The organism is Isoptericola sp. NPDC019482, assembly GCF_040632295.1.
Lineage (GTDB): Bacteria > Actinomycetota > Actinomycetes > Actinomycetales > Cellulomonadaceae > Isoptericola.
This window is the reverse complement of sequence record NZ_JBEYBQ010000004.1, coordinates 68,934-82,138: the sequence shown is the minus strand read 5'-3', so window position 1 is coordinate 82,138 and position 13,205 is coordinate 68,934. Positions and strand designations below refer to the sequence as shown.

The window sequence follows — 13,205 nt, the reverse complement described above, 5'->3', positions numbered from 1 at the left end:
CCGGCCCGCGGCCGGGCCCGGCTCCGTGGGCCTCGATCGAAGACCGCCGAGCCGCGGCGGCGCCCTCGAGATCAAGGAGGGCACCCGTGGAGGGTCCCGAGATCCAGTTCGCCGAGGCCGTCATCGACAACGGCCGCTTCGGCACCCGCACCGTCCGCTTCGAGACGGGCCGCCTCGCCCGCCAGGCCGCCGGCTCGGTGGCCGCGTACCTGGACGGCGAGACGATGCTGCTGTCGGCCACGACGGCCGGCAAGCACCCCAAGGACCAGTTCGACTTCTTCCCGCTGACGGTGGACGTCGAGGAGCGGCAGTACGCCGCCGGCAAGATCCCCGGCTCGTTCTTCCGCCGCGAGGGTCGCCCCTCGACCGAGGCGATCCTGGCCTGCCGCCTCATCGACCGCCCGCTGCGCCCGCTGTTCGTCAAGGGCCTGCGCAACGAGGTCCAGGTCGTCATCGACGTCCTGGCCATCCACCCCGACGACGCCTACGACGTGCTGGCGATCAACGCCGCGTCGGCGTCCACGCAGATCTCCGGCCTGCCGTTCTCCGGCCCGGTCGCCGGTGTGCGCGTCGCGCTGATCGACGGCCAGTGGGTCGCGTTCCCGAAGTACTCGGACCTCGAGCGCGCCGTCTTCAACATGGTCGTGGCCGGCCGCATCGTGGGCGACGACGTCGCCATCGCGATGATCGAGGCCGAGGCGACCGACGACGCCTGGAAGCTCATCAAGACCGAGGGTGTCGCCGCGCCGACCGAGGAGGTCGTCGCCCAGGGCATCGAGGCGTCGAAGCCGTTCCTCAAGGCCCTCTGCGAGGCGCAGGCCTCGCTCGCCGCCCAGGCGGCCAAGGAGGTCAAGGACTACCCGGTCTTCCTCGACTACCAGGACGACGCGTTCGCCGCCGTCGAGGACGAGGTCTCCACGACGCTGCGCGACGCGCTCGCGATCGCGGACAAGCAGGACCGCGAGAACCGTCTCGACGAGCTCAAGGAGGGCCTGCTCGGTGCGCTCGGCGAGCGCTTCGAGGGCCGCGAGAAGGAGCTGTCGGCCGCGTACCGCGCGCTGCAGAAGAAGCTCATCCGCCAGCGCGTCCTCACCGACGGTGTGCGCATCGACGGTCGTGGGCTCGCGGACATCCGCACCCTGTCGGCCGAGGTCGAGGTCATCCCGCGCGTGCACGGCTCCGCCCTGTTCGAGCGCGGCGAGACCCAGATCCTGGGCGTCACCACGCTGAACATGCTGCGCATGGAGCAGCAGATCGACTCGCTCGGGCCGGTCACGCGCAAGCGCTACATGCACAACTACAACTTCCCGCCGTTCTCCACGGGCGAGACGGGCCGCGTCGGCAGCCCGAAGCGCCGCGAGATCGGTCACGGCGCGCTGGCCGAGCGGGCCCTCGTGCCCGTGCTGCCGTCGCGCGAGGAGTTCCCCTACGCGATCCGCCAGGTCTCCGAGGCGCTGGGGTCGAACGGCTCCACGTCGATGGGCTCCGTCTGCGCCTCGACGCTGTCGCTGCTCAACGCGGGCGTGCCGCTGAAGGCGCCGGTCGCGGGCATCGCGATGGGCCTCATCTCCGACACGGTCGACGGTGAGACCCGCTACGCGGCCCTGACCGACATCCTGGGCGCGGAGGACGCGTTCGGCGACATGGACTTCAAGGTCGCCGGCACCAGCGAGTTCGTCACGGCCATCCAGCTCGACACCAAGCTCGACGGCATCCCGGCGTCGGTCCTGGCCGGCGCGCTGACCCAGGCCCGCGACGCGCGCCTGACCATCCTCGAGGTGCTCGCCGAGGCGATCGACGTGCCCGACGAGATGTCCCCGAACGCCCCGCGCGTCATCTCCGTGAAGGTGCCGGTCGACAAGATCGGCGAGGTCATCGGGCCCAAGGGCAAGATGATCAACCAGATCCAGGAGGAGACGGGCGCGGACATCTCCATCGAGGACGACGGCACCGTCTACATCGGCGCCACCGACGGCCCCTCGGCCGAGGCCGCCCGCGCGGCGATCAACGCGATCGCCAACCCGCACGTCCCCGAGGTGGGCGAGCGCTTCGTCGGCACCGTCGTCAAGACGACGTCGTTCGGCGCGTTCATCTCCCTCTCGCCGGGCAAGGACGGTCTGCTGCACATCAGCCAGATCCGCAAGCTCGTGGGCGGCAAGCGCGTCGAGAACGTCGACGACGTGCTGTCCGTGGGCCAGAAGGTCCAGGTCGAGATCGGTGAGATCGACCCGCGCGGCAAGCTCTCGCTCGTCGCCGTGACCGAGGACGAGAAGGCCGACGAGGCCGCCGAGCCCGCCGCCGACGCCCCTGCGGAGGCCTGACGCTCTGATGTCCTGGCACCTCCCGCTCGTCCCCGCGGGCGAGCCCGGTGCCGACCTGACCGCCGGGCAGGACGGTGCGACGATCCGTCGCACCGTCCTGCCCGGCGGTGTTCGTGTGCTCACCGAGTCGATGCCGGGCCTGCGCTCGGCCACGGTGGGCGCCTGGGTCGGCGTCGGCTCCCGCGACGAGACCGACGGCCACTTCGGCTCCACGCACTTCCTCGAGCACCTGTTGTTCAAGGGCACGCCGCGACGCTCCGCGATGGACATCGCCGAGGCCTTCGACGCCGTCGGCGGCGAGGCCAACGCGGCCACCGGCAAGGAGCACACCTGCTACTACGCGCGCGTGCTCGACGCGGACCTGCCGATGGCGGTCGACGTCATCGCCGACATGGTCACCTCGGCGCGCCTCGACGAGAGCGAGCTCGAGACCGAGCGCGGCGTGATCCTCGAAGAGCTCGCGATGAACGACGACGACCCCGGCGACGTCGTGCACGAGGAGTTCTCCGCCGCCGTGCTCGGCACGCACCCGCTCGGCCGGCCGATCGGCGGCACCCCGGACACGATCCGCGCCGTGCCGCGCGACGCCGTCTGGGAGCACTACCGCTGGCACTACCGGCCCGAGACCCTGGTGGTCTCCGCCGCGGGCGGCGTCGACCACGACGCCCTCGTCGGGCAGGTCGCGGACGCGCTGACCACAGGCGGCTGGGACCTCGCCGCGGGGGCGACCCCGCGCGACCGGCGGCCCACTGCCGCGGACCCCGTCGGCGTCCCCACCGAGGGCGTCGAGCTCACCGTGCGACGCCAGGTGGAGCAGGCGAACGTCATCATCGGGTCCACGGGCCTCGCGGCCACCGACGACCGCCGCTTCACGCTGTCCGTGCTCAACGCCGTCCTGGGCGGCGGCATGTCGTCGCGCCTCTTCCAGGAGGTGCGGGAGCGCCGCGGGCTGGCGTACACCACGTACTCGTTCGCCTCCGGCCACGGCGGGATCGGCACCTTCGGCCTGTACGCGGGCTGCTCGCCCGCCAAGGTCGACCAGGTCACCGAGCTGCTCGTCGCCGAGCTGGAGCGCATGGCCGGCGAGCCGATCACCGCAGCCGAGCTGGAGCGCAGCATCGGCCAGCTCTCCGGCGGGCTCGTCCTGGGCCTGGAGGACTCCGGGTCGCGGATGAGCCGGCTGGGCAAGGCCGAGCTGGTGTACGGCGAGCTGCTGAGCCTCGAGGAGTCGCTGGAGCGCGTCCGCGCCGTGACCGCCGAGGACGTCCGCGAGCTCGCCGCCGACCTCGCCGCGCGGCCGCGGTCCGTGGTCCGCGTGGGGCCCTTCGGCGACTGACGAACTACCAGATCGGAGACCGGATCCATGAGCAGAACCCTCAAGGTGGCCGTGCTCGGCGCGGCGGGGCGCATGGGCGCCACCGTGTGCCGGGCGGTCGAGGAGGCGGCGGACCTCGAGCTCGTCGCGCGCCTCGACGCGGGTGACGCGGTGGACGCCGACGCCCTGGCGGGCGCCGACGTCGCGATCGACTTCACCGTGCCCGCGGCCACGGAGGCGAACGTGCACGCCGTGCTGGACGCGGGTGCGCACGTCGTCGTCGGCACCACGGGGTGGGACGACGCCTCGCGCGGGCGCGTCGTCGAGCACCTCGAGCGTGTCAACGCGGCCCGGGAGGGCGAGGACGGGCTCGGCGTGCTCATCGCGCCGAACTTCGGGCTGTCCGCCGTGCTCGCGATGACGTTCGCGGCCAAGGCGGCGCGGTACTTCGAGTCCGCCGAGGTGATCGAGCTGCACCACCCCGACAAGGTGGACGCCCCCTCGGGCACGGCGCGGCACACGGCCGCGGCCGTCGCGCGGGCGCGGTCCGAGGCCGGCCTGGGTGCGATGCCCGACGCGACCGAGTCGGGCATCGAGGCGCGCGGGGCCGACGTCGACGGGGTGCGCGTGCACGCCGTCCGGCTGCGCGGCCTCGTGGCGCACGAGGAGATCCTGTTCGGCAACGTGGGCGAGCAGCTGGTGATCCGGCAGGACTCGTTCGACCGGGTGTCGTTCATGCCCGGTGTGCTGCTCGCCGTGCGCGAGGTCGTCTCCCGGCCCGGGCTGACCGTGGGCCTCGAGAACGTGCTGGACCTGTCGTGAGCGACGCGCCGCGCCGGCGGCTGCCGCGGGGGCTCGCGGGGGCGGTCGCCGTCACCGCGCTGCTCGCGCTGTACATCTGGCAGATCGCCGGGCGCGGCGTCTCGATGATCGGCACCGGGGAGCCCGTGCTGATCGCGATCGGCCTGGCCGTGCTCGTCATCCCGCTCCTCGTCATCGTGCTGATCGCGCGCGAGTACCGGCTGGCGACGCGGGTGCAGCACATGGCCGACGTGCTCGCGGCCGCGGGCGAGCTGCCGGTGGACGACCTGCCGCGCTCGCCCGGGGGCCGGGTGGACCGGGCGGCCGCCGACGCCGCGTTCGAGGAGCGCCGCGAGGCGGTGGAGCGCGACCCGGACGACTGGAAGGCCTGGTACCACCTGGCGTTCGCCTACGACGCGGCGGGCGACCGCCGTCGGGCCCGCGAGACGCTGCGCAAGGCGTCCTCGATGTTCAGACCGGCCGCGACGTCCTGACGCGGCCGCCTGCCGGCGGGCCCAGCGGCGTCAGCCGCGCCCAGCAGTAGAGCCCGTGGCGCACCTGCCGGGCGCGGTCGGCCAGACCGCCGAGCGCGACGAGGGCCGGCGCGAACCGGTCGGCGGGCACCGCCGCGCCGGTGACCGTCGGCCACGAGCGCGCGACGGCGGCCAGCCGGTCCGGGGACGCGGCGGCCAGGGCGTCCGCGAGCTCGTCCGAGACGGCCACCACCCAGGGGCCCTCGTCCGCACCGTCCACGAGGGCGCCGTGCCGCGGGTGGGCCGTGACCTCCGCGTAGGGCCGCGCGCACAACGCCTCCGCGACGCGCCCCAGCATGACGAAGGGCTCCACCGCGGGCAGCCGCACGGTGTCGAAGAGGGGCCGGCCCGAGCCCCGCGCCAGGACGGACGGGCCCGCCTCCTGGTGCACCACCGTGGCGGCGACGGCGTCGGTGGGCGCCGCGAAGTAGTCGGTCACGAGCGGCGCGGCCCCGGGGATTCCCATGCCGCCACGGTCGCACCGCGCTGCTACGGGCGCGTCACGGCGTCGTGACGGCTCGGGAACGGCTCGTCGGAAACGGGCGACGCGCGCCGCCTACGACGACGCGTCGCGGGGGAACGCCTGGCGGGCGACGAGCACCGCGACGAGCGCGACGGCGACGATCGCGGCCCCGGTCAGCGCCAGGGCGCGCGGCCCCGGACCGGCGACCACCGCCGCGCCCACGGCCGCGCCGAGCCCGATGCCGAAGTTCGACGTCGCGTTGACGAACGCGCCGGCGACGTCGGGCGTGGCGCCCTGGGTGCGCAGGGCTGCGGCCTGGAACGTGGCCGGGATGGCGCCGAAGGCGGCGAGCCAGACCCCCGCGGCCACGAGCACGCCGGCCGTGCCCGGGAGCGCGAGGGCGAGGGCGACCAGGGAGAGGGCGATCGCGCCCATCGCGACGATCGTCAGCGCGCGCGGGCTGCGGTCGAGGTAGCGGGCCGCGCCCCACAGGCCGACGAGGCCGAGCGCGCCGAACACCAGGAGCGCGGGCCCGACGGCGGGCTCGGACAGCCCGGCGGCCAGGAGCAGCACCGAGATGTACGTGTACACGGTGTACTGCCCGCCGAAGAGCACCGTGTTGGTGCCCACGACCAGCCCGAGCCGGGCGCGCCCCCTGCGTGCTGCCGCGGCGTCGCGCGGGGCGGCGGGCTCGACCGCGACCGAGGGGAGCAGTCGGGCCACGAGCAGGGCGGTCACGGCGCAGACCATGGCCAGCACCCCGAACGACCAGCGCCAGCCCACGGCGGCCCCGAGGGACGTGGACAGCGGGACGCCGAGCACGAAGCCGAGGGTGCCGCCCGCGGTGACCAGCGTGAGGGCACGGCCGGTGTACAGGGGGCTGACCAGGCGCGCGGCGTAGGCGATCGACACGGAGAAGAACACCGCGTGCCCCAGCCCGCCCAGCACCCGAGCGCCCGCCACGACGGCGTGCGAGGGCGCGACGGCGACCAGCAGGTTGCTCGCCGCGTAGGTCGCGAGCGTGGCGAGGAGCAGGGGCTTGCGGGCGAGCGTGCGGGTCGCGACCGTGAGCGGCACCGCGCAGGCGGCGACGACGAACGCGTAGACCGTGACGAGCAGCCCCGCCGTCGACTCCGTGACGCCCACGCCGCGCGCGGCCTGCGGCAGCAGGCCCACCGGCAGCACCTCGGTGGTGATGGCGACGAAGTTGGCGACGCCGAGGACGGCGATCCCTGCGGCGGCGTCCCGGACGGTGCGGACGGGGGCCGGCGAGGAAGACGTCACTGCCTCATCCTCCCATCGGTGCTGCCCTGGTGATGCGTGCACGGGACGCGCCGCGATGTTCCAGCGGCGCGTCCCGTTGCCACGCGTCAGAGGGTCAGCCCGTGACCGAACCGGAACAGCGGGTCGGCGGTGTCGAACGGCACGTCCTCGCGGGACGCCTCGACGGCGGCCGTCGAGCGGGGCAGGTCGAACGGGAGGCGGCCCTCGGCGGGCACGGCGCCGGTGAGGGCGTCGAGCAGCGCCGGCGTGGAGGCCCCGAAGTTCGCGACCAGCGACCCGCTCTCGCCCAGCGACTCGAGCACCGGCGCGAGGATCGCGGGCCGGTCGAGGTAGACGTCGACGACGGTCGGCACCTGGGCGGCGACCTCCGCCACGCGCGCGACGACCTCCGCGGGGAAGTCCAGCGAGCCGGCGTGGAAGAAGCCCTCGAAGCCGGGGCCGCGGTCCTCGTACGGCGCCTTGAGGCGCAGCAGCGCGACGTCGGCCTCGCCGGGGGAGGCAACGAGGGTCGCGCCCTCGAGCCCGTCGACGACGTCGGCGGCGCCCTCCACGAACACGCGCAGGCCGCGGGCCAGGGGGAGGTGGGCCGCACCGTCGGCCGCGGACGCGAGCGGGGTCACGGACCGCGACTGGGCGCGCCGCCCCGCGGCCACGAGGTCCGCGTGCCCGACGACGGACGCCGCGGCGTCGGGGTCGACGTAGCGGGCGTCGTCGAACAGGCCGAGCTCGAACTTCTCGCGCAGCAGGCGGGCGACGGACTCGTCCACCCGGGCCTCGGTGACGCGGCCCGCGCGCACCAGCTCCACGACGAGCTCGGGGCAGGCCTCGCCGCCGAGCTGGTCGGCGCCCGCGGCGAGGATCTTCTCGAGCCGGTCGACCGGCGCCAGGTGCTCGACGCCCCAGGCGCGGGCGGGGAACGTCTGGCCCATGATGTCGGCGTCGGACACCAGGCCCCAGTCCGTGCAGACGACCCCGTCGAAGCCGAGCTCGTCGCGCAGCAGGCGCGTGAGGATCTGCCGGTTGAAGCCGAAGCCGACCGGCTCCACCGTCTCGGGCCCGTCGCCGAGGTCGGCCTCGAGGTCCACCGGCATGCCGTAGTACGGCATCATCTGCCGCGTGCCGGCCGAGAGCAGCGCCTTGAAGGGCTCCAGGTGCTCGGCGAACCGGCCGCCGGGGTACACCTGCTCGCGGCCGTAGGCGAAGTGTGGGTCCTCGCCGTCCTGCTGCGGGCCGCCGCCGGGGAAGTGCTTGGTCATCGTCGAGACGGAGCGCTCGCCGAACGTGCCGGGCAGGCCGGCCTCGCGGGCGACGTCCCCGGTGGCCTGGAAGCCGCGCACGTACGCGGCGCCCATGCGGCCGGTGAGCTCGGCGTCCTCGCCGAAGGTGCCGTTCGCGCGGGCCCAGCGGGGCTCGGTGGCGAGGTCGACCTGCGGGTGCAGCGCGGTGCGGATGCCGACGGCGAGGTACTCGCGACGGGCGGCGTCGGCGTGCTCCTCGACGAGGCGCTCGTCGCGGGTGGCGGCGAGGCCGAGGGTCTCGGGCCACTGGGAGAACGGACCGGACAGCAGCGCGGTGCCGGGGTTGTCGGTGAACGCGTGCCGCGGGTCGGTGGACACCGTCACGGGGATGCCGAGGCGGGTGGACGCGGCGAGCTCCTGGAGCCGGTTGTGCCAGAGCGCGAACTCGCGCGCCGTCGGCGGGGCCATGAGCACGTTGAAGTGCGTCATCTGGCGCTTCACGACCATGTCGGTGGTCGCGGGCACGCCCATCGCGGACGGGCCCTCGGACAGCGCGCCGGCCTCGCCCACCTCGATCATGGTCTGGAAGAGCTGGCCGGCCTTCTCCTCGAGCGTCATGCGTCCGAGCAGGTCGTCGACGCGCTCGGCGACGGGGCGCGACGCGTCGCGGTACGGGGCGTCGGCGGGGGCTGGCGTGTCGGCGGCGCCGGTTCGTGCGGTCATCAGCGGGCTCCTCGGATGAACAGGGTGGCCACGGCGCCGAGGGCGACGATGACCGCGGAGACGGCGAACAGGGCGGTGTAGTTGCTGCCGCCGGCGCCGATGGCGAGGAACGCCGGGGCGAGGGCCGGGGCCACGGACTGCGGCAGCGCGTTGGCGATGTTGAACACGCCCATGTTCTTGGCGGCCTCGGTCTCGGCGTTCGGCAGCACGTCGGTGACGAGCGCGAGGTCGACGGCGAAGTAGGCGCCGAGGCCGGCGCCGAACAGCGAGGCGCCCAGGTAGAGCATGCTCGGGCCCTGCACCAGGGCGAACGTCAGCAGGCCGGCGCCGGCGAGCAGGGTGGCGACGACGACGAAGACCTTGCGGCGGCCCGTCCGGTCGGACAGCACGCCGCCCACGAGGGAGGCCACCACCATGACCACGGCCTGCACGACCATGAGCCGCAGCTGCCAGCTGAGCGCGGTGGCGTTGTCGAAGCCGAACCGGTCGATGAGGAAGTACAGCTGGTAGGTGTTGTAGAGCGCGAAACCGAACAGCATGAGGAAGCGGCCGAGGAAGGTCCACGCGAAGTCGGGGTGCCGGCGCGGCGACACCCAGAAGCCCTTGAGGAACGCGCCGAGGCGGAACGGGGCGACGTCGGCCGGGTCGAGGTGGCGGTCCTTGAGGACGGCCACGAGGGCGAGCACGCCGACGACGGCCAGGAACGTGGGGACGAGGAAGATCCAGATCTCGTTCGCCCCGGCGGCGGTGAAGCCGAAGGCGAGGGCGATGCCGACCAGCGGCGCGAGCTGCTGCGCCATGCCGAGCAGGCTGGAGACGCGGGCGCGCTGGTGCTCGGCGACCTGGTCGGGCAGCAGCGCCTGGAGCGCGGCCTGGGTGCCGTTCATCGCGGCCTGCGTGATCGCCCAGCCGATCACGACCAGCCAGATCGCCGGCGCGAACGCGATGAGCAGGAGGCCGACGGCGCCGAGCAGCACGCCCCACAGCAGCCAGGGCCGCCGCATGCCGAGCCGCGACGTCGTGCGGTCCGACAGGGCGCCCGCGACGGGGTTGGCGACGAAGGCGAAGAACGCCCCGACGCCGGTGACGAGCGCGAGGTTGGTGGCGCGGGTCTCGGGCGTGGACAGGGCGTCGACCTTGAGCGCCAGCGTGCTGACCACGGGGGTGAGCACCGCGATGTAGAGCGCGAAGAACGCGAGGACGTAGGCGACGACCGTCCCCGTGCCGGCGGCGGCGCGGCCGGCCTCCGGGACGGGGGTCGGGGACGCGGGGGAATGGCCGGCCGGTGCGGGGGCCTGAACGTCTGCCATGGACGACTCCTGATTCTCTGCCGGGCCCGCCGTCGGACCCGCCTGGCGACCAATGCCTACCGCTTGGTCGGAAAGTGAGGCTACCGCATGGTAGGTATTGGTGCCAAGAGTCCTGGTGGGGAACGCGCGGGCGGACCGCCCCGTCGGACGAGCGGGGAGATCGAGGGGAGAATGGTCGACGTGAGCGACACGACGATCGAGGACGAGGCCACGCCCCGCCGGGGGTACGCGAAGGGCCGGGCCAAGCGCGAGGAGATCCTGCAGGCGGCGATCGTCGCCTTCGGGGAGGTCGGGTACCACGGGGCGTCGCTGCGGGAGATCGCCGCGCGCGTCGGCATCTCCCACCCCGGTCTGCTCCACCACTTCCCGACCAAGGCGGCGCTGCTCGAGGCGGTGCTGGAGCACCGCGACGCGGTGGACTTCGCGGACTTCGACACCGACGTCGCGCAGGGACGCACGATGTTCGAGGCGCTGGTGCGCCTCGTGCAGCGCAACGGGCTGCGGCGGCCCGTCGTCGAGGTCTTCTCCGGCCTGGCGGCGGAGGCCACGTCCACCGATCACCCGGCGCACGAGTACTTTGCGCGGCGGTACGCGGACACGGTCGAGCGGGTCAGGGGCGAGCTCGCGCGGCACGCGGACGAGGGCCGGCTGCGCGAGGGCGTCGACCCGGCGGTCGCCGCGCGCACGGTCGTGGCGCTCATGGACGGGCTGCAGGTGCAGTGGCTGTACTCGCTCGAGCGGCCCCGCGCCGAGCGGATCGACATGGCCGCGGACCTGCGCGCCTACCTCGACCTGATCGTCGTCGACCCCGCCCCCTGACCGCCCGGCACCGGCGACGGTTCGGATCGCGTTCGCTATCGACGTGATGACGAACGGGGTCCGAACCGTCGGCGGGACGGGCGCGGTCTCAGTGGTGGTTCGAGGAAGCGACCAGCTGCGCGAGGGACGTGCGGTCGAAGCCGGCCAGACCGAAGTCGGCGATGACCGCGAGCGGCATGTCCGTGGCCATGGCCAGCAGGCCCGGGTCGACCGGCGCGCCGTCGAGGGCGCCGCGCACCACGGGCCCGGCCACCGGGTGCTCGAGCGCCTCGCCGAGCGTCGACAGCTCGTGCAGCGGGAGGCTGACGTCCTCGCCGTCGACGTCGATCACCAGCTCGGCGCGCAGGTCGCGGGACGACGCGCCCACGGCGATGCGGAACTCGCCGCCCTCCAGCGCCCAGCGGCGCAGCACGGGGTGCCAGTAGGACAGGTCGCGGGCGTCGAGGTCGAACGTCACGACCTGCGACGCGCCCGGCTCGAGGTGCACCTTGGCGAACGCCTTGAGCTCCCGCTCGGGGCGCTGCACCTGGGCCTGCGGGTCGCCGACGTACACCTGGACGACCTCGGACCCGGCGACGGCGCCGGTGTTGGTGACGCGCACCGCGACCCGCACGCGGGAGTCCGCGCCGGAACCGGTCGCCTCGGCCGTCGCGTCGTCGTAGGCGAACGTCGTGTACGACAGGCCGTGCCCGAACGGGTAGGCGACGTCGACCTTGCGGGCGTCGTACCAGCGGTAGCCCACCAGCACGCCCTCGCCGTAGCGGACGTGCCCGAGCTCGCCCGGGAAGTTCCCGAAGGCGGGGGTGTCCTCGAGGCGCAGCGGCAGGGTCTCGGTGAGCTTGCCGGACGGCGTGACGGCGCCGGTGAGCACGTCGGAGACGGCGGAGCCGCCGGCCTGCCCGCCCAGCCAGCCGGTGAGCAGCGCCGGGGCGGCGTCCTGCCACGGCGCCACGGAGATCGCGGAGCCGCCGGCGAGCACCACGACGACCCGCGGGTTCGCCGCCGCGACGGCGCGCAGCAGCGCCACCTGGTCGGCGGGCAGGTCGAGGTGGTCGCGGTCGTAGCCCTCCGACTCGTACGCGGCGGGCAGGCCGAGGAACACGAGCACGGTGCGCGCCCCGCGCGCCGCCTCGACGGCCTCGGCGACCAGGGCCTCGGGGGAGCGGTCGTCGGCCGGGCCCTCGGCGAGGGAATAGCCGGGGGCGAACGGGAGGTCGGCGCCGGCGGCCGCCCCCAGCGCGGTGAGCGCGTCGTCGAGGCGGGTCGGGTTGACCTGCGAGGACCCGGCGCCCTGGTAGCGCGGGGTCCGGGCGAGCTCGCCGACGACGGCGACGCCCGCGAGGGCGTCGGGCGTCAGGGGGAGGAGGGGCGCGCCGTCGACCGGGGCGTTCTTGAGCAGCACGGTGCCCGCGGCCGCGGCCTCGCGGGCGAGCGCGTGATGGGCGTCGACGTCGAACGACCCGGGCGCCCCGGCGGCCGGCAGCGACCGGGCGACGAGGTGCAGGACGCGGCGGGCGGCCGCGTCGACCTGGGCCTCGTCGAGCTCGCCGTCGCGCACCGCGGCGACGACCTCGGCGTCGGTGCGCCCGCCGGACGACGGCATCTCCAGGTCGAGGCCGGCGGCGACCCCGGCGACGCGGTCGCGCACGGCGCCCCAGTCGGACACGACGAGGCCCTCGAAGCCCCACTCGTCGCGCAGCACCGTGGTGAGCAGCCAGTCGTGCTGCGAGGCGTAGACGTCGTTCACCTTGTTGTAGGCGCACATGACGGTCCAGGGCTGCGCCTTCGTGACGACGCGCTCGAAGGCGGGCAGGTAGATCTCCCGCAGCGTGCGCTCGTCGACGTCGGCCGACACGCGCATGCGGTCGGCCTCCTGGTTGTTGGCGGCGAAGTGCTTGAGCGACGTGCCGACGCCGAGGGACTGGATGCCCTGGACCAGGGCCGTCGCGAGGTCGCCGGCCACGACCGGGTCCTCGGAGAAGTACTCGAAGTTGCGGCCGCACAGCGGCGACCGCTTGATGTTCACGCCCGGGCCGAGGAGGACCGCGACGTCGTTCGCACGGGTCTCCCGGCCGAGTGCCTCGCCGACCCGGCGCAGCAGGCCGGCGTCCCAGCTGGACCCGAGCGCGGCGGCGGTGGGGAAGCAGGTGGCGGGCACGCTGTTGCCGAGGCCGAGGTGGTCCGCGTTCTCGTCCTGCTTGCGCAGGCCGTGCGGGCCGTCGGTGACCATGACCGACGGGACGACGGTCTGTCCGTCGCGCTCGACCGGCTGCGTGTGCCAGAAGTCGACGCCGGAGAGCAGGGAGGCCTTCTCCTCGAGCGTCAGCCCGGCGAGCACGCGCTCGACGTCGAACGGGTGGGCAGGGTGCTCGGGGGCACCGTCCGCCGCGGTAGGCAC

General features: G+C 74.4%; 10 protein-coding genes. 5 read left to right on the top strand and 5 right to left on the bottom strand.

Annotated elements, in window-relative coordinates; translation table 11 throughout:
* Positions 1 to 86: 86 nt before the first annotated feature.
* Genes ABZ493_RS04705 through ABZ493_RS04690 form a run of 4 tightly spaced genes read left to right on the top strand, consistent with a single transcriptional unit; the run spans position 87 to position 4,931 of the window.
* On the top strand, positions 87 to 2,321 hold the full coding sequence (locus ABZ493_RS04705; RefSeq protein ID WP_430581021.1) for a polyribonucleotide nucleotidyltransferase: 2,235 nt from the start codon (positions 87 to 89) through the stop codon (positions 2,319 to 2,321).
* A gap of 7 nt (positions 2,322 to 2,328) precedes the next feature.
* Positions 2,329 to 3,657 (top strand): pitrilysin family protein, encoded by a 1,329-nt coding sequence (locus tag ABZ493_RS04700; protein WP_430581020.1) that lies wholly within the window; start codon positions 2,329 to 2,331, stop codon positions 3,655 to 3,657.
* Positions 3,658 to 3,684: 27 nt separating this feature from the next.
* Positions 3,685 to 4,458 carry a 4-hydroxy-tetrahydrodipicolinate reductase gene (dapB, locus tag ABZ493_RS04695; RefSeq protein WP_430581019.1) on the top strand — a complete coding sequence of 258 codons (774 nt, stop codon included), beginning with the start codon at positions 3,685 to 3,687 and terminating at the stop codon, positions 4,456 to 4,458.
* Positions 4,455 to 4,931 (top strand): tetratricopeptide repeat protein, encoded by a 477-nt coding sequence (locus tag ABZ493_RS04690; RefSeq protein WP_430581018.1) that lies wholly within the window; start codon positions 4,455 to 4,457, stop codon positions 4,929 to 4,931. The genes dapB and ABZ493_RS04690 overlap by 4 nt, the downstream gene beginning before the upstream one ends.
* Here ABZ493_RS04690 and ABZ493_RS04685 read toward each other — a convergent pair.
* The 4 genes from ABZ493_RS04685 to ABZ493_RS04670 form a co-directional block, all read right to left on the bottom strand.
* On the bottom strand, positions 4,909 to 5,436 hold the full coding sequence (locus ABZ493_RS04685) for a hypothetical protein (RefSeq protein ID WP_430581017.1): 528 nt from the start codon (positions 5,434 to 5,436) through the stop codon (positions 4,909 to 4,911). The two genes, ABZ493_RS04690 and ABZ493_RS04685, sit on opposite strands and share 23 nt — an antisense overlap.
* A 90-nt stretch (positions 5,437 to 5,526) precedes the next feature.
* Complete coding sequence (locus ABZ493_RS04680; protein ID WP_430581016.1) at positions 5,527 to 6,717, bottom strand: MFS transporter; 1,191 nt, start codon at positions 6,715 to 6,717, stop codon at positions 5,527 to 5,529.
* Between the two features lie 86 nt (positions 6,718 to 6,803).
* Positions 6,804 to 8,678: a glycoside hydrolase family 3 N-terminal domain-containing protein gene (locus tag ABZ493_RS04675; RefSeq protein WP_430581015.1), complete on the bottom strand. Its 1,875-nt coding sequence runs from the start codon at positions 8,676 to 8,678 to the stop codon at positions 6,804 to 6,806.
* On the bottom strand, positions 8,678 to 9,988 hold the full coding sequence (locus ABZ493_RS04670) for an MFS transporter (RefSeq protein ID WP_430581014.1): 1,311 nt from the start codon (positions 9,986 to 9,988) through the stop codon (positions 8,678 to 8,680). The genes ABZ493_RS04675 and ABZ493_RS04670 overlap by 1 nt, the downstream gene beginning before the upstream one ends.
* Positions 9,989 to 10,168: 180 nt before the next feature.
* On the opposite strand from ABZ493_RS04670, the gene ABZ493_RS04665 reads away from it, so the two are divergent.
* Entirely contained in the window at positions 10,169 to 10,807 is a 639-nt protein-coding gene (locus ABZ493_RS04665; RefSeq protein WP_430581013.1) for a TetR/AcrR family transcriptional regulator, read from the top strand.
* 88 nt (positions 10,808 to 10,895) lie between these two features.
* Here the strand turns inward: ABZ493_RS04665 and ABZ493_RS04660 are convergent, their stop codons facing one another.
* Positions 10,896 to 13,145: a glycoside hydrolase family 3 C-terminal domain-containing protein gene (locus ABZ493_RS04660; RefSeq protein ID WP_430581132.1), complete on the bottom strand. Its 2,250-nt coding sequence runs from the start codon at positions 13,143 to 13,145 to the stop codon at positions 10,896 to 10,898.
* Between the last annotated feature and the right edge of the window lie 60 nt (positions 13,146 to 13,205).